This is a genomic window from Xanthomonas sp. NCPPB 3200, assembly GCF_056393585.1.
On the sequence record NZ_CM150785.1, the window covers coordinates 2,776,612 to 2,800,525 of the forward strand.

The 23,914-nt window shown below is 66.4% G+C and carries 20 protein-coding genes; 9 read left to right on the plus strand and 11 right to left on the minus strand.

Annotation, left to right across the window (positions count from 1 at the left end):
• The first annotated feature begins 124 nt into the window (after positions 1-124).
• The 5 genes from ybeY (at position 125) to AC06DU_RS12210 (ending at position 4,389) form a co-directional block, all read left to right on the plus strand.
• Entirely contained in the window at positions 125-610 is a 486-nt protein-coding gene (gene ybeY, locus AC06DU_RS12190) for an rRNA maturation RNase YbeY (RefSeq protein WP_016901623.1), read from the plus strand.
• Positions 610-1,128: a hypothetical protein gene (locus AC06DU_RS12195; RefSeq protein ID WP_024939271.1), complete on the plus strand. Its 519-nt coding sequence runs from the start codon at positions 610-612 to the stop codon at positions 1,126-1,128. The genes ybeY and AC06DU_RS12195 overlap by 1 nt, the downstream gene beginning before the upstream one ends.
• Positions 1,129-1,226: 98 nt before the next feature.
• A complete protein-coding gene (locus AC06DU_RS12200) occupies positions 1,227-2,105 on the plus strand; it encodes an HlyC/CorC family transporter (protein WP_024939270.1) in 879 nt (292 codons plus the stop codon).
• Positions 2,102-3,373 (plus strand): lipoprotein N-acyltransferase Lnb domain-containing protein, encoded by a 1,272-nt coding sequence (locus AC06DU_RS12205; RefSeq protein WP_478202520.1) that lies wholly within the window; start codon positions 2,102-2,104, stop codon positions 3,371-3,373. Before AC06DU_RS12200 ends, AC06DU_RS12205 begins: the two co-directional genes overlap by 4 nt.
• A 14-nt stretch (positions 3,374-3,387) precedes the next feature.
• A complete protein-coding gene (locus AC06DU_RS12210) occupies positions 3,388-4,389 on the plus strand; it encodes a magnesium and cobalt transport protein CorA (protein WP_478202521.1) in 1,002 nt (333 codons plus the stop codon).
• Between the two features lie 215 nt (positions 4,390-4,604).
• On the opposite strand, the gene AC06DU_RS12215 is transcribed toward AC06DU_RS12210, so the two are convergent.
• Entirely contained in the window at positions 4,605-5,969 is a 1,365-nt protein-coding gene (locus AC06DU_RS12215; RefSeq protein ID WP_478202523.1) for an NAD-dependent succinate-semialdehyde dehydrogenase, read from the minus strand.
• A gap of 270 nt (positions 5,970-6,239) precedes the next feature.
• On the opposite strand from AC06DU_RS12215, the gene AC06DU_RS12220 reads away from it, so the two are divergent.
• Positions 6,240-6,662 (plus strand): hypothetical protein, encoded by a 423-nt coding sequence (locus tag AC06DU_RS12220; protein WP_046343096.1) that lies wholly within the window; start codon positions 6,240-6,242, stop codon positions 6,660-6,662.
• A 156-nt stretch (positions 6,663-6,818) separates the two neighbouring features.
• Here the strand turns inward: AC06DU_RS12220 and AC06DU_RS12225 are convergent, their stop codons facing one another.
• The 10 genes from AC06DU_RS12225 to AC06DU_RS12270 form a co-directional block, all read right to left on the minus strand.
• A complete protein-coding gene (locus tag AC06DU_RS12225; RefSeq protein ID WP_126966054.1) occupies positions 6,819-7,667 on the minus strand; it encodes an ABC transporter permease subunit in 849 nt (282 codons plus the stop codon).
• Positions 7,664-8,572 (minus strand): ABC transporter permease subunit, encoded by a 909-nt coding sequence (locus AC06DU_RS12230; protein WP_435003950.1) that lies wholly within the window; start codon positions 8,570-8,572, stop codon positions 7,664-7,666. The genes AC06DU_RS12225 and AC06DU_RS12230 overlap by 4 nt, the downstream gene beginning before the upstream one ends.
• Positions 8,569-9,699: an ABC transporter ATP-binding protein gene (locus tag AC06DU_RS12235; RefSeq protein ID WP_478202524.1), complete on the minus strand. Its 1,131-nt coding sequence runs from the start codon at positions 9,697-9,699 to the stop codon at positions 8,569-8,571. The genes AC06DU_RS12230 and AC06DU_RS12235 overlap by 4 nt, the downstream gene beginning before the upstream one ends.
• A gap of 251 nt (positions 9,700-9,950) precedes the next feature.
• Positions 9,951-11,441, minus strand: a complete 1,491-nt coding sequence (locus AC06DU_RS12240) for an efflux transporter outer membrane subunit (RefSeq protein WP_039526823.1) — start codon at positions 11,439-11,441, stop codon at positions 9,951-9,953.
• 4 nt (positions 11,442-11,445) lie between these two features.
• Positions 11,446-13,032: an MDR family MFS transporter gene (locus AC06DU_RS12245; protein ID WP_024940507.1), complete on the minus strand. Its 1,587-nt coding sequence runs from the start codon at positions 13,030-13,032 to the stop codon at positions 11,446-11,448.
• Complete coding sequence (locus tag AC06DU_RS12250; RefSeq protein WP_478202526.1) at positions 13,029-14,231, minus strand: HlyD family secretion protein; 1,203 nt, start codon at positions 14,229-14,231, stop codon at positions 13,029-13,031. Before AC06DU_RS12250 ends, AC06DU_RS12245 begins: the two co-directional genes overlap by 4 nt.
• Before the next feature lie 196 nt (positions 14,232-14,427).
• Complete coding sequence (locus AC06DU_RS12255; protein ID WP_478202528.1) at positions 14,428-15,543, minus strand: polyamine ABC transporter substrate-binding protein; 1,116 nt, start codon at positions 15,541-15,543, stop codon at positions 14,428-14,430.
• 205 nt (positions 15,544-15,748) lie between these two features.
• Positions 15,749-17,125, minus strand: coding sequence for an aspartate aminotransferase family protein (locus tag AC06DU_RS12260; RefSeq protein WP_478202530.1), 1,377 nt, complete (start codon positions 17,123-17,125; stop codon positions 15,749-15,751).
• A gap of 201 nt (positions 17,126-17,326) precedes the next feature.
• The gene (locus tag AC06DU_RS12265; protein ID WP_065031616.1) at positions 17,327-18,712 is read right to left on the minus strand and encodes a glutamine synthetase family protein; all 1,386 of its coding nucleotides are present in this window, start codon (positions 18,710-18,712) and stop codon (positions 17,327-17,329) included.
• Between the two features lie 6 nt (positions 18,713-18,718).
• Positions 18,719-19,474 (minus strand): gamma-glutamyl-gamma-aminobutyrate hydrolase family protein, encoded by a 756-nt coding sequence (locus AC06DU_RS12270; RefSeq protein ID WP_478202532.1) that lies wholly within the window; start codon positions 19,472-19,474, stop codon positions 18,719-18,721.
• Positions 19,475-19,763: 289 nt separating this feature from the next.
• Here AC06DU_RS12270 and AC06DU_RS12275 point away from each other — a divergent pair, with 289 nt between their 5' ends.
• From AC06DU_RS12275 to AC06DU_RS12285, 3 genes are all read left to right on the plus strand, one after another.
• A complete protein-coding gene (locus AC06DU_RS12275) occupies positions 19,764-21,143 on the plus strand; it encodes a glutamine synthetase family protein (protein ID WP_065031635.1) in 1,380 nt (459 codons plus the stop codon).
• Positions 21,143-22,459 (plus strand): NAD(P)/FAD-dependent oxidoreductase, encoded by a 1,317-nt coding sequence (locus AC06DU_RS12280; RefSeq protein ID WP_065031617.1) that lies wholly within the window; start codon positions 21,143-21,145, stop codon positions 22,457-22,459. Before AC06DU_RS12275 ends, AC06DU_RS12280 begins: the two co-directional genes overlap by 1 nt.
• A 96-nt stretch (positions 22,460-22,555) precedes the next feature.
• Entirely contained in the window at positions 22,556-23,854 is a 1,299-nt protein-coding gene (locus AC06DU_RS12285; protein ID WP_024940515.1) for a diguanylate cyclase, read from the plus strand.
• Positions 23,855-23,914 lie beyond the last annotated feature (60 nt).

Consider the following 23,914-nt stretch of genomic DNA (forward strand, 5'->3'; position numbering starts at 1 on the left):
GGATTACAATCGCGGCTGCGGGCGGGGCCCGATCGGCAGTTCGAGCTACCGCGTGGCCAACGGGCCTGCGGTGATTCTGCTGATCACCTGCACGCGCTGACCCTCTGCCCAGGAAACTCTCGCCATGACCCGTGGACCTGTCCGCCTCGACGTCGCTGTCAGTTATGCGCTGCCGCGCGCCGGTCTGCCGTCGGCGGTGAGTTTTCGCAAGTGGGTGGCCGCTGCGCTGAAGGGACGCATCCGCGAGGCCGACCTGGCGGTGCGGATTGTCGACGAGAAGGAAGGCTGCTCGCTCAACCATCATTACCGGGGCAAGGATTACGCCACCAATGTGCTGAGCTTCCCGGCCGATTTACCCGAAGGCCTGCCCAAGGGCGTCAAGATGCCGCTGCTCGGCGATCTGGTGATCTGCGCGCCGGTGGTGGCGCGCGAGGCGGCCGAACAAGGCAAGTCGCTGGCCGCGCATTACGCCCATCTGACCGTGCACGGCACGCTGCATCTGCTCGGCTGGGACCACGAAGACGACAAGGAAGCCGATGCGATGGAGCAACTCGAACGCGAGATCCTGGCCGATCTCGGCATCGACGACCCGTATGCGGGAGAGCGCTGATGCGAGCCTGCCTCGCCACCGCGTCGCTGTTGCTGGCCTGCTCCAGCGCCTGGGCGCAGGCCGCGCCGGCACGCCCCGACCTGCCGGCCCTGATCGAATGCCGCCAGCGCATTGGCGACTTCAACGCGCTGGCACCGGTGCTGGCCGACCCGCTCAAGGCGGTGGCGCTGGGCTGGACGCCGCTGGACCAGGCCAACCTGTTCATGACCGAGTACACGCTCAACACGCCGATCAGCGTGTTCGGCCACAGCACCACCCACATCGCGTTCTCCGGGGCCAGCGTCATGGCGCTGCTGGACCTGCCCGACCCGCGCCCGCTGGCCAGACAGCTGAACCTGGAACTGGGCGTGGATAACGCCGACAAGGTCATGTACGGCCGTGAGCTGGTCAGCGAAGACACCACCAACCCCAAGACCGGCGAGGCGATGATTGAATCGATCGTGCTCAGCGTCTCCAACGTGAAGTCGCATCCGGGCAAGACCGTGGTCGGCTGCGGCTACAGCCTGGACCTGCCCTGACGCGCAGCGCCCACCCCGGCCCCGTCCACAGCGCCTTAGCGGCTTCCTGTTAGACTGACGGCTATCGCCTGGTTTGCCGGGTGCCGTCCCACGTCACGATGTCCGAAGACGACAGTAGCCAATCCCAAGAAACACCCGAAAAACGCCGTAGCTGGCTTGAGCGCCTGAGCGCTGCCTTCTCTGGCGAACCCCATACCCGCGACGAACTGGTCGCGCTGCTGCGGACCGCCGAACAGGACGGTCTCATCGCTGCAGACACCTTGCGCATGATGGAAGGCGCAATCTCCGTGTCAGAGCTCACCGTGGGCGACGTGATGATCTCGCGCTCGCAGATGGTCTCGCTGCCGGTAGAGGCGCGCTTCATCGACCTGATGAAGCAGGTGGTGGAATCCGGCCATTCGCGCTTCCCGGTGCACGGCGAGAACAAGGACGAAGTGCTCGGCATCCTGCTGGCCAAGGACTTGTTGCGCGGCGTGGTCGCCGACAACGGCCCCGGCAACGTGCGCGAACTGCTGCGCCCGGCGGTGCTGATCCCCGAGTCCAAGAAGCTCAACGTGCTGCTCAAGGAATTCCGGCTGTCGCGCAACCACATGGCGATCGTGGTTGACGAGTACGGCGGCGTCGCCGGGTTGGTCACCATCGAAGACGTGTTGGAGCAGATCGTCGGCCAGATTGACGATGAGCACGACGATGCCGAAGACGAGAATTCGCTGATCGCGATCCAGGCCGACGGCCGCTATGTGGTCGATGCGCTGACGCCGATCGAAGACTTCAACGAGCGCTTTGGTGCCGACTTCCCGGACGACGAGTACGACACCGTCGGCGGCCTGGTCACCGATGCGATCGGCCACCTGCCGGAAACCGGCGAAGAGCTGACGCTGGGGCGCTTTGCCTTCCGTGTGGCCAAGGCTGATGCGCGGCGCGTGCACGCCTTCCACGTGACCATTCTGCCGCCAGACCCGCAGGACGACGCTTGAACCGTTGGTACCGCGTGAGTGCTGCAGCGCCAGGCCGCGGCAGCATCCGGCGCTGCGCGGCAGCGTGTCTGCTGCTGTTGCTGGCGTGGTTGGCGGTACCTGCCGCCATGGCCCAGGCCACCGGGCAGGCGCTCGCCCAGCCCAATGTTCCGGCACCGCGGGTCGGCGTGGTCACCATGCAGCCGGGCGAGGTGTTCTTCGAGCGCTTCGGCCACGATGCCATCGTGGTGGTCGATCCCGTCACCGGGCAGGCCACCTCGTACAACTTTGGCTTCTTCGACCCCGGCGAGCCGGATTTCGTCCCCCGCTTTGCGCGCGGCGAGATGATGTATTACCTGGTCGCGTTGCCGCTGGAAGAAGACCTGCAGCAATACCGTGCGGTCGGCCGCGGCGTCAGCATCCAGTGGCTGGACCTGCCACCGGACCAGGCGCGCGCGTTGGCTGACGGGCTGGCCATCCGCAGCCAGCCCGAGAACGCGCGCTACCACTACGATTACTTCGTGGCCAACTGCGCCACCATGGTCCGCGACACGCTGGACCGCGCCATGGGTGGCGCGTTGAAATCGCAACTGGCCGGGCGCTCGCGTGGCAACACCTTCCGCAGCGAAGCGGTGCGCCTGGCCTCGCCTGCCCCGTGGATGTGGCTGGGCTTCGACCTGGGCCTGGGGCCGTATGCGGACCGCCCGCTGTCGCGCTGGGAAGAAGCCTTCGTGCCGATGCGCCTGGCCGACAGCCTGACCCAGGTGCACAACAGCGCCGGCCGCCCGTTGGTGCAGTCCACCCAGGTCCTGCTGCCGCATCGCATCGCACCGGAGCCGGCCGAACAGCAGCGCCACTGGTGGCCATGGCTGCTGACCGGGCTGATCGTCGCTGCCGGCGTGCTGGCATTCGGTCGCCGGCAACGCGTGCTGGCCGCCCTGGCCCTGCCGTACTGGTTGCTGTGCGCGATCGGCGGCGGCTTGCTGGTGTATCTGTGGGGTTTCACCGCGCATCAGTCGGCCTGGGCCAATCGCAACCTGTTGCTGGTCAACCCGCTGTGCGTGCTGCTGTTGATCGGCGGTATCGCCATGCTGCGCGGGCGCCGGCCCGGGCGCTGGTTCGATGTGCTGCGCTGGGTGGTGGCCGCCGCGGCACTGCTTGCGCTGCTGATCCACTGGCTGTCGTTCCAGGCGCAGGACAACCTGCAGTGGGTGCTGCTGCTGTTGCCGATCCATGCCGCGCTCGCCATCGCGTTGCGGCGGCGTGACTTGTCCGTCCGCACGCGCTGATCCAGGATGCGCCCATGAACCACCACGGCCGCCATCCGGACAACCCCTCCTGCGTCATCACCTGCGCCTATTACGACGGCCAGGGCGAGCGCCACGACATCAGCCTGGAGCAGATCAGCGACGTGCTGCAGCGCCCGGATGGCTTTGTCTGGGTCGGCCTGTACGAGCCGCAGGAGTCGGTGCTGCACAAGCTGCAGGATGAGTTCGGCCTGCACGATCTGGCCATCGAGGATGCGCTCAAGGCGCACCAACGTCCCAAGGCCGAGAGCTACGGCAATTCCTTGTTCGTGGTGGTCAACACCGCACAACTGGTCAACGAGCGCATCCGCTACGGCGAGACGCACGCGTTTCTGGGCGCGCGCTTTCTGTTGACGGTGCGCCATGGCGCATCGCTGTCGTACACGCCGGTGCGGCACCGGGTCGAACGCGAACCGGCGATGCTGCGCATGGGCGCCTCGTTCTGCCTGTATGGCGTGCTCGACTTCGTGGTCGACAACTACCTGCCGATCATGGACGAGTTCCGCGACACGCTGGAAGGCCTGGAAAAGGACATCTTCGCCGACAACTACAAGCGCGAAACCGTGGTGCACCTGTACGAGCTCAAGCGCGAACTCAACAAGATGCGGTTGGTCGTGGCGCCATTGCAGGACGTGCTCTCGCACCTCAAGCGCAACCCCGGCTCGCTGATCCACGACGAGGTCGGCATCTACCTGCGCGACGTACTCGACCATGCCGTGCGCATCAACGACGCCATCGACACCTTGCGCGAAATGCTGGGCACCGCGCTGAGCGTCAACTTGTCGATGGTGACCCTGGCCCAGGGCGAAACCGTCAAACGCCTGGGCGCCTGGGCCGCGCTGCTGGCCGCGCCCACCCTGATCACCAGCTGGTACGGCATGAATTTCACCCACATGCCAGAACTCGACAAACCTTATGCCTACCCGCTGCTGGTAGCCGGCGTGGTCGCCTCGTGCCTGGTGTTGTATCGCCTGTTCAAGCGAGCGCGGTGGCTTTAGGCCGCTTTGCGGCCGGGGAATGGGGAATCGGGATTGGAGAATCGGTAGTGCGAGCTAATGAGATGTTAGCGGTGCCCGCTTGAGCACAGGCGCGAATGCGCGTAGTCCGCTTTCTTCCAACGAAAGAATGAATGTCACCACTCTTCCGATTCCCGATTCCCGATTCCCGATTCCTGATTCCCGATTCCCGATTCCCGATTCCCGATTCTCAGCACTCAAGCCACATAGATCGTCTTGATGTTCATGAACTCGTGGATGCCGTGCTCGGCCAGCTCGCGGCCGAAGCCAGAGCGCTTGATGCCGCCGAACGGTAGACGCACGTCGCTCTTGACCACCGAATTGACGAACGCCGCGCCGCACTGCAATTGCTGCGCGACGCGTTCGCCGCGCTTGGCATCGGAGGTCCACACGCTGCCGCCCAGGCCGAAGCTGGTGTCGTTGGCCACGCGTACTGCTTCTGCTTCATCCCGCACGCGAATGACCGATGCGACCGGGCCGAAAAACTCCTCCTCGTAAGCCGGCATGCCCGGGGCGACATGATCGAGGATGGTGGCCGGATAGCCTGCATGCGAACCGGGTACCGGTTCGCCGCCCAGCAGCACCTTGGCACCCTTTTCCACACTGTGTTGCACCTGCTTGTGCAGCTCGTCGCGCAGATCCTCGCGGGCCATGGGTGCCAGCGTGGTGCCCTCCTGTTGCGGGTCGCCGAGCACGCGCTGGGAGGCAGCGGCAACGAAGCGTTCGATGAATTGATCGACGATGGCGTCCACCACGATGAAGCGCTTGGCGGCGATGCAGGTCTGCCCGCTGTTGTCGAACCGCGACTGCACGGCGGAGGCGACGGTGTGCTCCAGGTCGGCGTCTTCCAGCACCACGAACGCATCGCTGCCGCCGAGTTCCATCACGCACTTCTTCAGCTGATCGCCCGCATTTGCAGCCAGCGAACGTCCGGCGCGCTCGCTGCCGGTCAGCGTCACTGCGGCAATGCGATCATCACGCAACACGTCTGCAGCCTGGTCGTTGTCGATATGCAGCACATCGAACACGCCGGGCGGAATACCGGCGGCATCCAGCACCTCCTTCATCGCATCGGCGCAGCGCGGCACATTGCTGGCGTGCTTGAGCAGCGCCACATTGCCGGCCATCAGACCCGGGGCGAGGAAACGGAACGCCTGCCACAGCGGAAAGTTCCATGGCATCACCGCAAACACGCAGCCCAGTGGCTCGTAGCGCACATAGCTGGACTGCGCCTCGGTCGGGATATCGCGCGGTGCCAGGTAGTCGGCTGCATGTTCGGCGTAATAGGCGCAGCCCTGCGCGCACTTGTCCACCTCGGCCAGCGCCTCGTGGCGCAGCTTGCCCATCTCGGCGGTCATGATGCGCTGCAGGTCGTCGCGCCGCCGGGTCAGCTCTTCGCCGACCCGGCGCAGCAGCGCGCCGCGCTCGGCCAGCGGCAGCGCCGCCCACTGCGGAAATGCCTTGGCGGAAGCAGCCAGACGCGCCTCGATGGCGGCGGCGTCCAGGGTGTGCTGGGTATGTTCGACCTGGCCAGTGGCCGGGTTGACGGTGTCGTAGGACATGACGGTCTCCTGTTACAGGCCCGCCATGCTAGTCGCCGGCAAGTTGCAGCCGCGTCACAACCGCAGCAAATCGCTGCAACGCTGTGTTTACCCACGCCGCGACGCAATGCCGCACCTCCATCGCACCGCTCGCGGATCACTGGCAGCTGGGATAACGCTCCCAGCCACGCTAAGGAAAGCGGCCCTGCCCTGTCCCGACCGTCCCACCGCACAAAAATGCTCTAGCATTCGGCACTTGGCAGCTTCATCCATTCACGGAAGACCACCACGATGCGCCGGGATCTGATTGTTCTAGTTGTACTTGGCATCGGCGCCTGCCTGCCGGGATGCGCCGTCCTGCAGGACATGCTGCACGGCCCGCGCCCCGGCCCAAACGGATTTGTCACCGTGAGCTGCACCAACACGCTGCCCAATCCCAGCCAACCCTGCGAAGAAGAGGCACTGCGTGCCTGCTCGGATACTGCCATCCGCCAATTCGTCACCGCGCACTCGTCGCCGAACATGGTCACGATCTATCCGAGCAAGCAGAAATCCAAGGACGACGGCGACAAGAACGGCAAGAACAGGGACAAGGATCGCGCCGACGAACAACCCAAGGTCGAGCAACAGGGCTACGACATCAGCGCCGAGTATCAGTGCTACCTGACCAAGCCGCAGCCCTGGGATAGCGGGTACACGCCTCCGGCCAGGTAACAGCGGCCCAACCAACTGCCGTGCCCGGCGTCCGGTGGCCGCATCAGGCGTCCGCAATCGGCGCGCAGCCATCGTGGATGTCGGTGGCGTCGGCGTTCGCAGCCGTCTGGCCGCCGCTGGTGGCGATGCATTCGCCACACCCATGTTGGTGCCTGCTCAGGAAGCAGCTTGCAGCGCCAGTTGCGCATCGCGCTGGCGGCGTCTTTCGCCGCGCGCCAGCAGCCACCAGCCGATCACTGCGGCGATCGACACCGCCAGCACCATCAGCGTGGCCAACGCGTTGATCTTGGGGCTGATGCCCAGCCGCACCGACGCAAACACCTTGATCGGCAAGGTGGTCGAACTGGGCCCGGCCAGAAAGCTGGCGATCACCACGTCGTCCAGCGACAGCGTGAATGCGAGCAGCCAGCCCGATACCAATGCTGGAGCGATGATCGGCAAGGTGATCAGGAAGAACACCTTCAGCGGTGTCGCGCCCAGATCCATCGCCGCCTCTTCCAGCGAGCGATCCAGTTCCTGCAGGCGCGAGGAAATCACCACCGTGACGAACGAGACGGTGAAGGTGACATGCGCCGCCCAGATTGCCACCGCGCCACGCGGTGCGATCCCGAGTACACCGCCCATCGAGACCAGCAACAACAGGATCGACAGGCCGATGATCACTTCCGGCATCACCAGCGGTGCGGTGATCAATGCACCGAACAGGGTCTTGCCGGGAAAACGCCGCATGCGCACCATCGCCAGCGCCGCCATCGTCCCCAGCACCGTCGATGCACAGGCGGTCCAGAACGCGACTTGCAGGCTGACCCAGGCCGCCTCCAGCAACTGGCGATCGCGCAGCAATTCGCCGTACCAACGCGTGGAAAAGCCGCCCCACACCATCGCCAGCCGCGAGGCGTTGAACGAGTAGACCATCAGCAACAGGATCGGCAGATACAGAAAGCCGAAGCCCAGCGCGAGCACGCCAGCGCCCAGCAGGCGCGTGCCGGGAGAGGCGCGCATCATGTCAGCCGCCCTTCCAGCTCGCGCTGCTGATAACGGTGGAACAGCACGATCGGCACCAGCAACAACAGCAACATCACCGTAGCCACCGCCGCGGCCACCGGCCAGTCGCGATTATTGAAGAACTCGCCCCACAGCACACGGCCGATCATCAAGGTGTCCGGCCCGCCCAGCATTTCCGGAATCACGAATTCGCCCACCGCCGGGATCATCACCAGCATGCAGCCGGCAACGATCCCGTTGCGCGACAGCGGCAAGGTGATGCGCACGAAGGCCTGCCACGGCCGCGCGCCCAGGTCGTAGGCGGCTTCGAGCAATCGCTGGTCGTGCTTGACCAGATTGGCGTACAACGGCAACACCATGAACGGCAGATAGCAGTACACGATGCCGATGTAGGCGGCGAGCGGCGTGTACAGCAACTGCAAGGGCTGGCGGATCACTCCCAGCGCCAGCAGCGCCTGATTGAGCAGGCCGTTGCCGTCGAGGATGCCGATCCAGGCGTAGACGCGGATCAGGAACGAGGTCCATGACGGCAGCACCACCAGCATCATCGCCACATTGCGCGTGGCCAGCGGCAGACGCGCAATGACATAGGCCATCGGGTAGCCGATCAACAGCGCAAACACGGTCGACAGCGCGGCGATCCTGATCGAACTCGCATACGCCGCCACGTACTGGCTGTCGCGCAGCATGACCAGATAATTGCCCAGATGCAGCTTGAGGCTCACCGCCCCATCGGCCGCAACGGCGAACAGCGGCGTGTACGGCGGCATCGCGGTGGCACGCTCGGCGAAGGAGATCTTCAGCACGATCAGGAACGGGATCGCAAAGAACACCAGCAGCCACAGATACGGTGCGGCGATCACACCCCAGCGCGCGCCCGGCAATGCGCGGATCAGGCGACTCATGCGGTGAGTACCACGCCGTCGTCCTCGCCCCAGCTCAGCCAGACGGTGTCGCCCCAGGTCAGCGCTTCGCTGGCCCAACGCTGACGGTTGGCGAAGTTGGCCATCAGCTTGAAACCGCCAGGCAGGCGCACGTGATAGACCGAATGGCTGCCGAAATAGGCGATGTCCTCGATCACGCCCTGCGCCTTGTTGCAGGCCTGGGCCGGTTCGTCCTTGCCGATGAGGAGTTTTTCCGGGCGCAGCGCGAACGCCACCGCCTGCCCTTCGGAACCGGTGATGCCGTGGCCGATCCGGATATTGGCGTCGAAGGCCGGCGCCTTCAGGCCGACGTAGTCGGGTTTGTCCTCGACGATCACCGCGTCGATCAGATTGACCGAGCCGATGAAGTCGGCAGCGAACCGGTTGGCCGGTTGTTCGTAGATTTCGTCCGGGGTGCCGACCTGCTGGATCCAGCCCTGGTCCATCAACGCGATACGGGTGGCCATGCTCATGGCCTCTTCCTGATCATGGGTGACCATGACGCAGGTGACGCCAGAGGTCTCGATGATGTTGACCAGTTCCAGCTGCATCTGCGCGCGCAGCTTCTTGTCCAGCGCGCCCATCGGTTCGTCCAGCAGCAGCAGCTTGGGCCGCTTGGCCAGCGAGCGCGCCAACGCCACGCGTTGCTGCTGCCCGCCGGACAATTGATGCGGCTTGCGCCTGGCCAGGTTGCCAAGCTGCACCAGCTCCAGCATTTCGCCCACGCGCGCCGCGATCGCCGGCTTGGAAAGCGCCTCCTGCTTCAGCCCAAAGGCGATGTTCTGCTCCACGCTCATGTGCGGAAACAGCGCATACGACTGGAACATCATGTTGATCGGGCGCTCGTACGGCGGCAACCCGTCGATCGGCTGGCCATCGAGCACGATGCGGCCTTTGGTCGGCCGCTCGAAGCCGGCCAGGCAGCGCAGCAGGGTGGACTTGCCGCTGCCCGAGCCGCCCAGCAGCGCGAAGATCTCGCCCTTGCGGATCTGCAGGCTGACATCATCGACCGCGACGACGCCATCGAATTCCTTGCGGACCTCGTTGATGCTCAGATAAGCGTTGTCGCCAGGGGAAAGCGGCGCCACTGCGGCCTCGGTAACTGCCATGGATCCTCTCGATTGCGAAGCGTGGCCCGGCGACGACTGTGCACCTCAGAACGCCGGCGCCGCCAGTGCTTGGTGCGACATCAGCGCTCGTCCATTTGCGTCCAGGCGTCTCGCCTGCAGCGAGCCGACGACGACCTGCTACATCGGGTGACCGCCTGCCGGCGCGGGCGCTGCAGCAACACAGTGTCTGCGATGGCGGAGCGACACCCTAGCGCGACCGGAGCGCCGACGCCCGCCGCGACGGCTATCGATCAGCGTGGCTCCGGCACCGGCGCGCTCCAGCCCAGACCCAGGCTCTTCTGCAGCGCGACATAGTTCACCAGCAACTGCACCTGTGCCTGTGCGGCGGCGTCCTGCGCGGACAGCTGCTGGCGCTGCACGTCGAGCAGATCGATCGACGAGGTGGCACCGGCATCGCGCCGTTGCTGCATCAAGCCGGCCGAACGCGTGGCCGAGGCTTCGGCCTGCCGCGCCACCACCAGCTGCTTGCGCGCCGAGCCGAAGCGCGCCAATGCCGAGTTGGCATCCTGCAACGCAGCAAGCACCGCGCCCTCGTACGCCGCCTCGCGGCCGGCGTTGCCGGCACGCGCCTGCTCCACCTGTGCCTTGGTGCGGCCGAAGTCGAAGATCGACCAGCGCAGCATCGGCACCGCCAGCGTGGTCAAGGCGTCGGAATTGAAATCGCTGGGCGAGCCGGCGACCCAGCTCAGGCCGCCCAGCAGGCTCACCTGCGGAAAATACCCATTCAACGCCTCGCCGATCTGCGCGCTGGAGGCAGCCAGTTCGCGCTCGGCCTTGCGCACATCGGGGCGGCGACGGATCAGGGCGCCGGCATCGTCCACGCGCACCTGGGTGGGCAGCATCGGCAATGGCTGCGGCGCGCTCAACTGCGCGTCCAGCGCGCCGGGCTCGCGCCCCACCATCAGCGCCAGCTGGTCCAGCGCTTCCTGCGATTGCATTTCCAGCGGCAGGCGCTGCGCCTGTTGCTGCTGCACTTGCGTGGCGATCTGTTCGACCTGCAGGTCCGAGGCCGCGCCGCGCTCGCGGCGCTGCTGGGTCAGGCGCAGGGTCTGCCCGATCTTGTCCAGGTTCGCATCGGCGATCGCCAGCCGCGCCTGCAAGCCGCGGTAGTTGAGGTACACCTGCCCCACTTCGGCTGCCAGCTGCACCTGCGCATCGGCCAGCTCGGCCTCCGAGGCCTGCGCCTGTGCCAGCGCGCCTTCGGCGGCGCGACGGCGGCGGCCGAAGAAATCCAGTTCCCAGCTGGCGTCGAAACCGGCGCTGTAGATCTGGGTCTTTTCCAGATCCAGCGCCTCGCTGCCCTGTGCCGGTGGCTGGCCGTTCTGGCCGTTCTGCAAGCCGCCCAGCGTATCGACGATGGTCTGCGGCGGCTCGGCATACGCATACACCGCGCTGGCGTTGAGCTTGGGCAGACGTTCGGCACGGCGCTGGCTGGCCAGTGCACGGTTGGCACGCAGCCGCGCCTGCGCCGCACGCAGGTTGGGACTGTCGGCCAGGGCCTGGGTGACCAGTTGGGTGAGGGTCGGGTCCTGCAGCTGCTCCCACCAATGATTCAACGGCGCGGCAGCGACCACGTCGGCGCCAGCGGCGCGATGCAGGGCCGGCGCCTGCACCGCCGTGTCGGCCACTGCCGGGGGCTTGGTGTAGTTGGGGCCAAGCATGCAGCCGCCGAGCAAAACCACGCTCAACGCCGCAGCCAGGGGCATGCGGATCAGGCGCATGGAATCAGTGCATTGCAAGGTGCGCCCCCTTGGGTAACGGCTTGAGCAAAAAGGCCAGCGGAATCGTGCAGACCACGATCACGCCGAAGATCCAGAACAGATCGCTATAGGTCATCACCAGGGCCTGCTGCTGCACCAGGCGCGCCAGCTGCGCGACCGAGCGAATGGCCGCCTCGCCGCCGGCACTGCCCTGCATCTGCGCAGTCAGCCCGGAAAGAAAGTCCTGCGCGCGCGAGGAATTGGCGGTGATCGCGCTGCCGATGGTTTCGGTATGGAAGGTCATGCGGCGCTCCTGGAAGGTGGAGATCAGCGCAAGCCCCACCGAGCCGCCCAGGTTGCGGCCGGCGTTGAACAGGCCCGACGCATCGCCGGCCAGTTCGGGCGGCACAGACGAAATGGCCGCCTGGTTCAACGACATCATCGCCAGCGCCAGGCCGCAGCCCTGCAGCAACTGGCCGGCGACAAAATGCATGCCCACGGTGTCGGCGGTCAGCGACAGATTGGCGAAGCAGGCCGCGGCAAAGCAGATCAGCCCGGCGATCACCAGGATGCGCACGTCCACCACCTCCAGCAGCTTGGGCATCATCGGCATCAACAGCACGGTCGGCAGGCCTGACAGCAGCAGCACGTAGCCAGCCTGCTCGGTGTTGTAGCCGGAAATCACCGCCAGGAACTGCGGAATCATGTACATGACGCCGAACAGGATCATGCCCACCGCCATGATCATGACGAACACCGCGCCGAAACTGCGGTGCAGCAGCAGCGACAGGTGGATCACCGGCGGCCGCTTGCGGAACTGGCCCACGACCAGTGCAGCGAATCCGCTGAGCGCGATCACGCTCAGCGCGTTGATCTCGCTGGATTCGAACCAGCGCTCGCGCTGGCCCTCTTCCAGCACCACGGTGAGCCCGCCAAGGCCGGCGGTCAGGCCGTAGATGCCCAGCCAGTCGGCATTGAGCAGGCCGGCCCAGTCGCCTTTCTCATGCTTGAGGCCAAGCAGCAGCAAGGCCACCAGGCCGACGCAGATCGGCACGTTGATGAAGAAGGCGTAGTGCCAGCTGACGTTCTCGGTGAGCCAGCCGCCCAGCAGCGGGCCGATCACCGGGCCCATGATCACGGTCATGCCGAACAGCGCGGTGCCCATCGTTTGTTGGCTCGGCGGCAGCCGCGTCGCAACGATGGTCAGCGCGGTCGGAATCAGCGCACCACCGGCCAGGCCCTGCCCCACGCGGCCGATGATCATCATCGTCAACGAGGTCGACAGCCCGCACACCACCGAAAACGCGGTGAACATCAGCGCGCAGATCAGCAGGAAGTTGCGCAGGCCCAGCGTGCGCACGAACCAGCCGGTCAGCGGGATCATGATGATCTCGGCAACCAGGTACGCGGTGGAGATCCAGGTGCCTTCGGTGCCGCTGGCGCCGACCTCGCCCTGGATGGTGGGCAGCGCCGCGTTGACGATGGAGATGTCCAGCGTCGCCATGAACGAGCCGATGGTGCCGGCCAGCACCGCCAGCCAGGCGCCCGGCTCGGCCTTCTCGCGTTGCGCGCTGCCGCCGGCACGCGGGCCGGTGGCTGCCGTTGCATTCATCGCGCGCGCTCCTGCGCCTGCACGCGATCGGATTCCTCCTCGGCCCGTTGCTTGGCGTCCTTGGCCGAGCGCGTGTCCACGGTGACCTCGACCGACATGCCCGGCACCAGCACCTTGCGCGCCTCGTCGCCGGCCAGCACGCGGATGCGCACCGGCACGCGCTGCACCACCTTGGTGAAGTTGCCGGTGGCATTTTCCGGCGGCAGCAGTGCGAACTGCGAGCCGGTGCCCGGCGACAGGCTCTCGACCTTGCCGTGCAGCTTGACGCCCGACAAGGCATCGACCTCGATCTCGGCCGGCTGGCCGGGACGCATCAGTCCGACCTGGGTTTCCTTGAAATTGGCGATCAGGTACAGCGATTCCTGCGGCACGATGGTCATGGTGCGGGTGCCGGCCCCGAGGAACTGGCCGACCTGCACGGTCTTGTCGCCGACGCGGCCGTGGATGGGGCTGGTCAGCAAGGTGTCTTCCACCGCCACGCGGGCCTGGTCGGCATCGGCGCTGGCCTGCTTGAGGCCGGCCTGGGCCTGCTCCAGCTGCGCGTTGCTGGCCAGGATCTGGCTCTGCGCGCCCTTGGCCTGCGCCTGCGCGGCCTGGTACTGGGCGCGTGCACGTTGCAGCTCGTGCTGCAGGCTTTCCTGGTGCTCGTGGGTGTCGGCGCCGGAGGCGGCCAACGGGGCGAAGCGCTTCACTTCGGCCTGGGCGAAGGTCAGGCTTGCCGCTGCCGAGGTGACCTGGCTACGCGCCTGTACCAGCGCTGACTCCTGCCCGGACACGTTGGCGGTGGCTGCGGCGATATCGGCCTGGCGCGCGGCGATCGCGGCTTCGGCCTGCTGCAGGGTCGCCTGGTAGGTGCGGTCGTCGATCTGCAGCAGCGGCTGGCCGGCTTCCACGATCTGGTTGTCGCCCACCATCACCTTGGTCACGTAGCCGCTGACCCGCGGCGCCACGGCCACCGAGTCGGCCTGCAGGTAGGCATTGTTGGTGTCCTGCATGTAGCGGCCCTTGATCAGGTAATAGGCCAGCCAGATCACCAGCAGCACCACCACCAGCACCCCGACCACGATCAGCGTCCATTTGACCTTGGGATTCTTCAACGGCGAGGGCTTGGGCGGCTCCTGCTCGTTGTGCGCGCCGGTGCCTTGCGCTTCCGTGCCCGAAGGCTGGCCGTCGTTGGACTGCTGGTCGTGGTTGCTCAAGGTGAGGCGTCCTGTGTCGTGGGCGAGGCGCGCGCGACGACGTACCGCATCAGCGGCCCGGCGAAGGCGGCGCAACCATACAATTATTTGAACCGCCCGGTACAGATTGCGTGACGACCGCAGTCAGCGCGCGCTCGGACTTGCAGGCGCACGCCTGGCAAGCGCTCTTACAAAACTGGAGGAGCGACTGCGGCGGTCAGCGACCGGTCTTGATCTCGGTCCACAGCCGCGTATACAGCCGGTCCACCTCGGGCGGATTGATCGCATAGGTGAACATCTTGGCGGTCACCTCCGGCGGCGGGTAGATGGTGGGGTCGTTGCGGATCGCCGCGTCCACCAGCGGCGTGGCGGTGCGCACCGGGTTGGCGTAGTGGATGAAGTTGCTGTTGGCCGCGGCCACGTCGGGCTTCAACAGATAATTGATGAAGGCGTGGGCGTTGTCGGGGTGCTTGGCGTCCTTTGGAATGGCCAGCATGTCGAACCACTGCGGCGCGCCTTCCTTAGGGATCGCATAGGCCACCTTGATGCCGTTGCCGGCTTCCACCGCGCGGTCGCGCGCCTGGATGATGTCGCCCGACCAGCCCACCGCCAGGCAGGTGTTGCCGTTGGCCAGCGAGCTCACGTACTGGCTGGAATGAAAGTTCTGCACGTACGGGCGGATCGTCTTGATCAGCGCGGCAGCCTGCTCGATCTCGGCCGGCACGCTGCTGTGCGGATCCAGGCCCAGATAATTGAGCGCGATCGGAATCAGGTCCGAGGGCGTGTCCAGCAGGGTCACGCCGCAGTCCTTCAACCTGGACAGGTTTTCCGGCTTGAACACCAGGTCCCAGCTGTTGGCGACCTCGGTGTTGCCGAAGATCGCCTTGAGCTTGTCCACGTTGTAGCCGATGCCGGTGGTGCCGATCATGTACGGCACGCCATAGGCATTGCCCGGGTCCTGCGCGGCAATGCGCCGCATGATGTCCGGGTCCAGATTGGCCAGATTGGGGATCTTGGCCTTGTCCAGCGGCAGGAACACGCCGGCCTGGATCTGCCGGCCGAAGAAGTTCAGCGTGGGCACCACCACGTCGTAATCGCTGCCACCGGCGAGCAGCTTGGTTTCCACCATCTCGTCGCTGTCGAACACGTCGTAAGTGACCTTGATGCCGGTGCTCTTCTCGAACGCGGGAATGGTGTCTTCGGCGATGTAGTCCGAGTAGTTGTAGACGTTGAGCACCTTGGCCCGCGCCTCGGCACCGCCGGGTGCATTGCTGCCACCGCAGGCGGCCAGCAAGGTGGTGGACAGCGTCAGGGCGAGCAGTCGCAGCGTCATGCGGGTCTCCAGGGCAGCGCGATCAGGGCGGGCCGGGATGCGGCCGGTCGAAGGGCCAGCCTACCCATGGTGGTTGTGTTTGCACAGCGCGGCGTGGCGGAAACCAACCGTGCGCACCCGCTGGCCGGCGCGGCAGGTGCCGCAAGCGCGTCTGCCGGCCGCCCTGGCGGGTGTGCGCGACCGGCAAAGCTTGACGCGCGCAGGCTTACGCCGCACCGATGCCCAGCGCCTGCGCAGTATCGTCCAGCGCCGCCCAGGCCTTGTCGAACAGCTCATCGACCTGTTCGCAGGTGATGATCAACGGCGGCGACAACAGCATTGCGTCGTAGGTGGCACGCAGGATCAGCCCGCGCCGCAGCGCGAAATCGCGGCACAGCGCACCGACCCGACCGCGTTCGGGGAAATAGACCCCGCACCGGCGTTTGTCCGGCACCAGTTCCAGTGCCCCGACCAGGCCGGCAATACGCGCCTCGCCGACCAGCCGGTGCTCGCCCAGCTCGGCCCAGCGTTGCGCCAGGTACGGCGCGATCCGGGTACGCGCAGTGTCCACGATGCCTTCGTCCTGCAGCAGGCGCAGATTCTCCAGCGCCACCGCCGCGCAGACCGGATGCCCCGCATAGGTGCCGCCGTGCGCGAGCTCACCGCCCTGCGCCTTGAGCACGCCGGCCACGCGATCGTTGAACATCGCCGCCGCCAACGGGATATAGCCGGAGGTGATGCCCTTGGCCAGCGTCATCACGTCGGGCTGGAAGCCGAAATAATCCGCACCGAACCAGGCGCCGGTACGCCCGAACCCGCAGATCACCTCGTCGGCCACCAGCAGCACGTCGTAGTGCTTGCAGATGCGCTCGATTTCCGGCCAGTAGCTGCGCGGCGGGATGTACACCCCGATCGCACCCATGATCGGCTCGCCGATGAAGGCCGCCACGTTCTCTGGGCCGAGTTGCAGAATCTTGTCTTCCAGGCGCTTGGCCGCCAGCAAGCCATACTCCTCTGGATCCATCTCCCCGCCATCGCCGAAGTGATACGGCGGCGCGATGTGGTGGATATCCGGAATCGGCAGGCCACCCTGCCTGTGCATGCCGCGCATGCCGCCCAGGCTGGCGCCGGCCATGGTGGTGCCGTGATAGCCGTCATGACGGCCGATGAAGATGCGTTTTTCCGGCTGCCCCTGCACCGCCCAGAAATGCCGCACCAGCCGCAGGATGGTGTCGTTGGCCTCCGACCCGGAGTTGGCGAAGAACGCATGGTTCAGATCGCCCGGTGTCAGCTCCGCCAGCTTGGCAGCCAGATGGATGGTGGGCTCGGTGGTGCACTGGAAGAAGCTGTTGTAGTACGCCAGCTGTTCCATCTGCCGCGCCGCCGCCTGTGCCAGCTCCTTGCGCCCGTAGCCGACATTCACGCACCACAAGCCGCCGAACGCATCCAGCAACTTGTTGCCCTGCGCGTCCCAGACGTACACGCCCTCGCCACGGGTCAGGATGCGCGTGCCCTTTTCGGCCAATGCCGCGTTGTCGTTGAACGGATGCAGGTGATGGGCGGCATCGAGTTGCTGCAAGGTTTCCAACACAGTGGGGTGCACGGCTTGCTCCGGAAGGTGGCTCACGCCAGTGGCGCGAACGCAGTGGCGTTATAAAAAGCAGCTGGCGCAAAACGCATTGGACGCCTGCAGTAAACGTGGGCCTGGACCATGGCCAGACGACCTGCCCTCATCCGCCCTTCGGGCACCCTCTCCCGAGGGGAGACGGGAGCGGCGCGGCACGCTGCGCCGAGCGCAGACGCCTCACACATTCAACAACAGGAACTCTCGCTCCCACGAACTGATCACGCGGAAGAACGTCTCGTACTCCTTGCGCTTGACCGAGATATAGGCGCGCACGAAGCGCCGCCCCAGCATCTCCTGCAAGGCCTCGCAGCCCTCCAGTCCGTCCAGCGCCTCGCCCAGCGAGCGCGGCAGATCGTAGCCCTGCTCCTTGCCGTTGCTGCTGATCGGCGCGGTCGGTTCGAGCTTCTCGCGGATGCCGAGCAACCCGCAGGCCAGGGTCGCGGCCATCGCCAGGTACGGATTGGCGTCGGAGCCGGCAAAGCGGCTTTCCACCCGCATGTTCTGCGGCACATCGATCGGCACCCGCAGCCCGCAGGTGCGATTGTCGAAACCCCACAGCACATTGCTCGGCGACACCTCGCCGAACATCAGCCGCCGGTAGGAATTGACGTTGGGCGCCAGCAGCCCCATCGCCATCGGAATGTATTTCTGCAGGCCACCAAGATAGTGCGCAAAGGTGTCGCTGAAGCCGCCGTCGCGTTTGCCGCTGAACACGTTCTTGCCGGTGCCGGCATGCAGCAGGCTCTGATGGATATGCATCGCACTGCCCGGCTCGGTCTCCATCGGCTTGGCCAGAAACGTCGCATACACGCCATGCCGCAGCGCCGCTTCGCGCATGGTGCGCTTGAACAGGAACACCTGATCGGCGCGCGAGAGCGCATCGGCGTGGGTGAAGTTGACCTCCAGCTGCGCGGCGCCGGATTCGTGGATCAGCGTATCCACATCCAGTTCCATCGCATCGCAGTAGTCGTACATCAGGTCCAGGATGGGGTCGAACTCGTTGACTGCATCGATCGAATACGACTGCCGCGCGGTCTCCGGCCGACCCGAGCGCCCGGCCGGCGGCAACAGCGGAAAGTCCGGGTCGGTGTTCTTCTGCACCAGGAAGAATTCCAGCTCCGGCGCCACCACCGGTTGCAGCTTGGCTTCGGCATAGGCGTCCAGCACGCGCCGCAGCACATTGCGCGGGGCAAGCTCATGCGGCTGGCCGTCCTTGGTATAGCAATCGTGGATGACCTGCGCGGTGGGATCGGCCGCCCACGGCACCATGCGCACGGTGGATGCATCCGGGCGCAGATGCATGTCCGAATCCGATGGCGAGGTCAGCTCGTAGTAATCGTCCGGGAAATCGCCGGTGACGGTGGTGGCGAAGATGCCTTCCGGCAGCCGGGTGCCGTAGTCGTGCGAAAACTTGTCCGCCGGAATGATCTTGCCGCGTGCGTTGCCGGTGATGTCCGGCACCAGGCACTCGACCTCGGTGATGTGGCGGTCCTTGAGCCAGCGGCGCAGCGCGCTCTCGGGCTGCTTGGGCGTGGATGTGCGCGAACGGGTGCGGATCGACATGCAACCTCACTGACCGCGTCGAGCGGCGTATTGGCGACAGGCCTCGCCGAAGGCCCGGAAGATGGCACGGTAGAACGGATGCTGTGTGACACGCCACTCCGGATGCCACTGCACCGCGAGCAGAAAGCCCGGCCCGGTGCCGCGAAAGGCTTCGATCAGGCCATCCGGCGCGGTCGCCTCGATCAGCAGGCCGTCGGCCAGGCGTGCAATGCCCTGCCCGTGCAGCGAGTTCACCGCGACCTGCGCGCTGCCGCTCATGCCGGCCAGCAGGCCGCCGGGATGCAGCTGCACCGGATGCGCCGGGCCGTACTGCGTGTCCAGCGGCATGGCGCGATCTTCGCGGTGATCAAGCAGGCCGGGCACGTCATGCACGCGTTGATGCAGGCGCCCGCCCAGCGCCACGTTGACCTCCTGCAGCCCGCGGCAGATCGCCAGCACCGGCAGGCCACGCGCCAGTGCCTGCGGGATCAGTCCCAGGCTGGTGGCATCGCGCGCCGGGTCGTGCGGATTGCCCTCCCAGCTCGGCTCGTCGCTGTAGTGATGCGGCTCGACATTGCTCACCGCACCGGTCAGCAACAGGCCATCCAGGCGATCCAGCCACGCGCGCGCATCCAGCGTGGGCTGCAGGCTCGGCAACAGCACCGGCATGGCTCCGGCTGCGTCCACCACCGCGCGGATGTACTTCTCGCCGGTGGCCAGAAACGGATGCGGCCCTTGCTGGATGCGATCGGTCGGCAACCCGACCAGTGGAACGACAGCCATGCGGATCTCCCGGTTGAACGCGGCTGCATCACGCGTGCGCTTGCCATCGGGCAGGCGCTGGCACTGTACAGGGCACAGGTGGCGCGCAGCTGGCGGCTTGCGCATCACCTGCATCGCTCAGACTGCGACGACTTGTCAGCGCGTGGTCGCCACGGGTTGATCGGGTGCGTTGCCGATGCCTGCGAACTTACCGTGCGGCCACCTGCATTGCCAGGGTTCCACACGCGCACAGTTGCGAACGATCACATGCGCTTTGCTAGTCTGAGCGGCGACCTTGCAGGTGGTGCCCATGGTTTCCGAGAACTCCGTCGCGTACTTGCCCGCCACCGATGCCGCCACGCTGGCGCGGATCGATGGCTACGAAGCGGTCGACCTGCTGCTGCCCGACACCAACGGCGTGCTGCGTGGCAAACGTGTGACAGCCGAGGTCATTAGCAAGGTCTATCGCGATGGCGTGTGCCTGCCGATGTCGCTGATCGCCACCGACATCACCGGCAATACCGTCGAGGAAACCGGGCTGGGCTATGCCATCGGCGATGCCGATCGCATCTGCCGGCCGATTGCCGGCTCGCTGCGTCCGGTGCCGTGGGCACCGCGGCCGATGGCGCAGCTGCTGCTGGCAATGCATCAGCCGGACGGCAGCGTGTTCGAGGTCGCGCCGCGCGCGGTCTTGCAGCGCGTGCTGCACGGTTTTGCTGCGCTCGGCCTGACCCCGGTCATTGCGGTGGAACTGGAGTTCTACCTGTTCGATGCGGTGCCCGATGCGCAGGGACGCCCGCAGACGCCACGCGACCCGCAGACCGGTGCACGCAGCGACAGCACCCAGGTGTATTCCTTGCAGGACCTGGACGACCAGCGCAGCTTCACCGACGCGGTGACTGACGCCTGTCGCCAGCAAGGCATCCCGGCCGACACCGCCGTGGCCGAGTACGCACCCGGCCAGTTCGAAATCAACCTGCAGCATCGCGCCGATGCGGTGGCCGCCTGCGACGAGGCGATCCTGCTCAAGCGCACCATCAAGGCGATTGCGCAACAGCAGGGCAAGCTCGCCAGCTTTATGGCCAAGCCGTTTCCCGGCCAGGCCGGCAGCGGCCTGCACCTGCATGTGAGCCTGCTCGATGCCGACGGGCACAACGTGTTTGCCGGCAGCGTCGATGTACCCGCCGACCGCCTGCGCCATGCCATCGCCGGCCTGCAGCGGCACGCCGATGCCTCGCTGCTGATGTTCGCGCCGCACGCCAACAGTTACCGCAGGTTCGTCAGCAATGCCTTCGTGCCGCTGGATGCGAGCTGGGGCTTCAACAACCGCACCGTGGCGCTGCGCATCCCGCATAGCGATGCACGCAACACCCGCATCGAGCATCGCATCGCCGGCGCCGATGCCAACCCGTACCTGGCTGCCGCCGCCGTGCTGGCCGCCATGCTGGACGGCCTGCAACATCCCGGCGAGCCCAGCGCGGCAGTCACCGGCAATGCCTATGCGCAAGCGGTCTTTCGGCCGCGCACCTGGCAAGCCGCGGTGGATGCATTCGGCGCCAGCGACTTTGTCGGCGCGCAGTTCGGCAGCCAGTTCCAGCACGTGTTCGGCCAGCAGAAACAGCGCGAGCTGCTCGACTACCAGGCGCAGGTGCCGGATCTGGATTACGCCCGGTACCTGCGGATCGTCTGATGGACGGCCCGGCCACAACGCTGCCGCCTGCCGATCCGCCGGGTAACGGCTATCCCGACAGCTGGTACGCCCGCAGCGCGCCGGTCTTGCCGGAGCAGCCATGCCTGCAGGGCGTGCAACGTGCCGATGTCTGCATCCTCGGCGCCGGCTACACCGGCCTCACCGCCGCGCTCGCCCTGGCCGAAGCCGGCTACAAGGTCATCGTGCTGGAAGCCAGGCGCATCGGCTGGGGCGCCTCCGGGCGCAACGGCGGCCAGGCCATCGTCGGCTACGGCTGCGAGCAGGAAACCCTGGAAGCGCTGGTCGGCGATGCCGACGCGCGGCTGCTGTTCGATTTCTCGCGCGACGGCATGCGCCTGCTGCGCGCGCGCATCGACCGCCACGCCATCGCCTGCGACTGGCGCGACGGCCACGCCCATGTGCCGCTGAAGCCGCGCCAAGTGCAGGCCTTGCAGCACGGCATCGTGCGCATGGCCGAACGCTACGACTACCCGCTGGAATGGTGGGACCGCGCGCGTACGCGGCAGGTGCTGGACAGCCCGCTCTACCTGGGCGCGATGTTCGACCCGGCCAGCGGTCATCTGCATCCGCTGGCCTATGCGCTGGGCCTGGCGCGCGCAGCGCTGGCGGCCGGCGTGCGCATCCACGAGGCCTCGCCGGTCTCCCGGCTGGAGCACGGCACGCGCGTGACCATGCAGACCGACCAGGGCAGCGTCAGCGCCGAGTTCGGCGTAATCGCCGGCAATGCCCTGCTGCAGGGCATTTCCACGGCGCTGGAGCGCCGCATCATGCCGGTGGGCACCTATGTCGGTGCGACGCCGCCGCTGGGCCAGGCCCGTGCACGCGCCCTGATCGCCAACGACATGGCGGTCGCCGACACCAACTGGGCGCTGGACTACTACCGGCTCAGTGCCGACCACCGGCTGCTGTTCGGCGGACGCGCCAGCTACTCCTCGCGCCCGCCGCACGGCCTGGATCGGTTGATGACCCGGCGCATGCACACGGTCTTCCCGCAACTGCGCGACGTGCCGCTGCAGACGCTGTGGGGCGGCTACGTGGACATCTCGCGCAATCGCGCCCCGCACTGGGGCCGGCTGGGGCCCAACGTGTATTTCGCCCAGGGATTCTCCGGGCATGGCGTCGCCGCCACCGGCCTGGCCGGCCAGGTCATCGCCGAGGCCATCGCCGGCCAGAGCCGACGGCTGGACGTGTTCGCACGCATTCCGCATCGGCCCTTCCCCGGTGGGCGCCTGCTGCGCACGCCGCTGCTGGTGGCGGCGATGAGTTGGTACCGGCTACGCGATGCGTTGTGGTGAACAGGGCGCCGTCTTGGGCACTTTGAGACGCGGCGCTCAAGTTTTGGCGAGCAGGGCCGTTAGCTGGTATGACGGTTCGATCCGCACGGCCAGCCGATGTCCCCAGGTACCCTACATCGCAATAGTGAAAGCGCAGTCCTGCCGCAACGCGTGTTGCTGGTGGAGAACTCGCGCACTTTCACCAGCATGCTGCGCGAGGCCATCGAGCAACGTGTGGAGCTGCCGGTCACGGTCGTATCGACGCTGGCGGAAGCCGCCCGTGTATTGGACGAAGAAGACGGCTGGTTTCTGGTCCTGACCGGCCTGGTGTTGGTGGATGGCGACCGCGACAAGGTCGTGGAATTCTTCCTCTCGCGCAAGCTGCCCACCGTGGTGGTCAGCGGCGTCTACGACGAGGATCTGCGCCAGCGCGTGCTGCAGCAGCAGATCATCGACTACGTGCTCAAGAACGCGCCCGGCAGCATCGAATATCTGGCCTGGCTGGTGCAACGCCTGGAGCGCAATCGCCGCATCGCCGCGCTGGTGGTGGACGATTCCCTGTCCGCACGGACCTATGCGGCCGCGTTGCTGTCGATGTACGGCTACCGCGTGGTGCTGGCGGCCGACGGTGCGGCCGGCCTGCAGGCGATCGAGCGCGACCCTGGCATCCGCCTGACCATCGTCGACCAGGAAATGCCCGGCATGGAAGGGGTGGAATTCACCCGCCGGCTGCGTGCGATCCGTTCGCGCGACAAGGTCGCGGTGATCGGCATCTCCGGCAATAACGACTCGTCGCTGATCCCGCGTTTCCTCAAGAACGGTGCCAACGATTTCCTGCGCAAGCCGTTCTCGCGCGAAGAGTTCTTCTGCCGCGTGTCGCAGAACGTGGACCAGCTGGAACTGATCGGCACGCTGCAGGACCTGGCCACCCGTGACTTCCTCACCGGCCTGCCCAACCGGCGCTATTTCCTGGAACAAAGCCAGCGGGTAATCCCCACCCTGCTGTCGCAGGAGCAGACGGTCACCGCGGCGATGCTGGACATCGACCACTTCAAGCACATCAACGACACCTGGGGCCACGAAGCCGGTGACCAGGCGCTACGCGCGGTGGCCGCGTCGGTCTCCAGTCATGCGCGGCCGCAGGATCTGGTGGCGCGTTTCGGCGGCGAAGAATTCTGCCTGCTGGTACCGGGGCTGGATGCCGCCAACGCCACCAGCTACTTCGAAACCCTGCGCGAACGCATCAGCGCACTGCGCGTGCGGATCGGCGACGAAACCCTCAGCATGACGGTGAGCATCGGTGTCTGCATCGCCACCGAAGACGGCCAGTCGCTGCACCATCTGCTGGGCGAGGCGGACAAGTATCTGTACCTGGCCAAGGCCGGCGGCCGCAACCAGGTGCGTCTGGCCAGCTGAGCGGGGGCAGCCTCGTGCGCCGCACGGCCGGCGGCGCGCCCGATCCGGCGGTATCGCCGG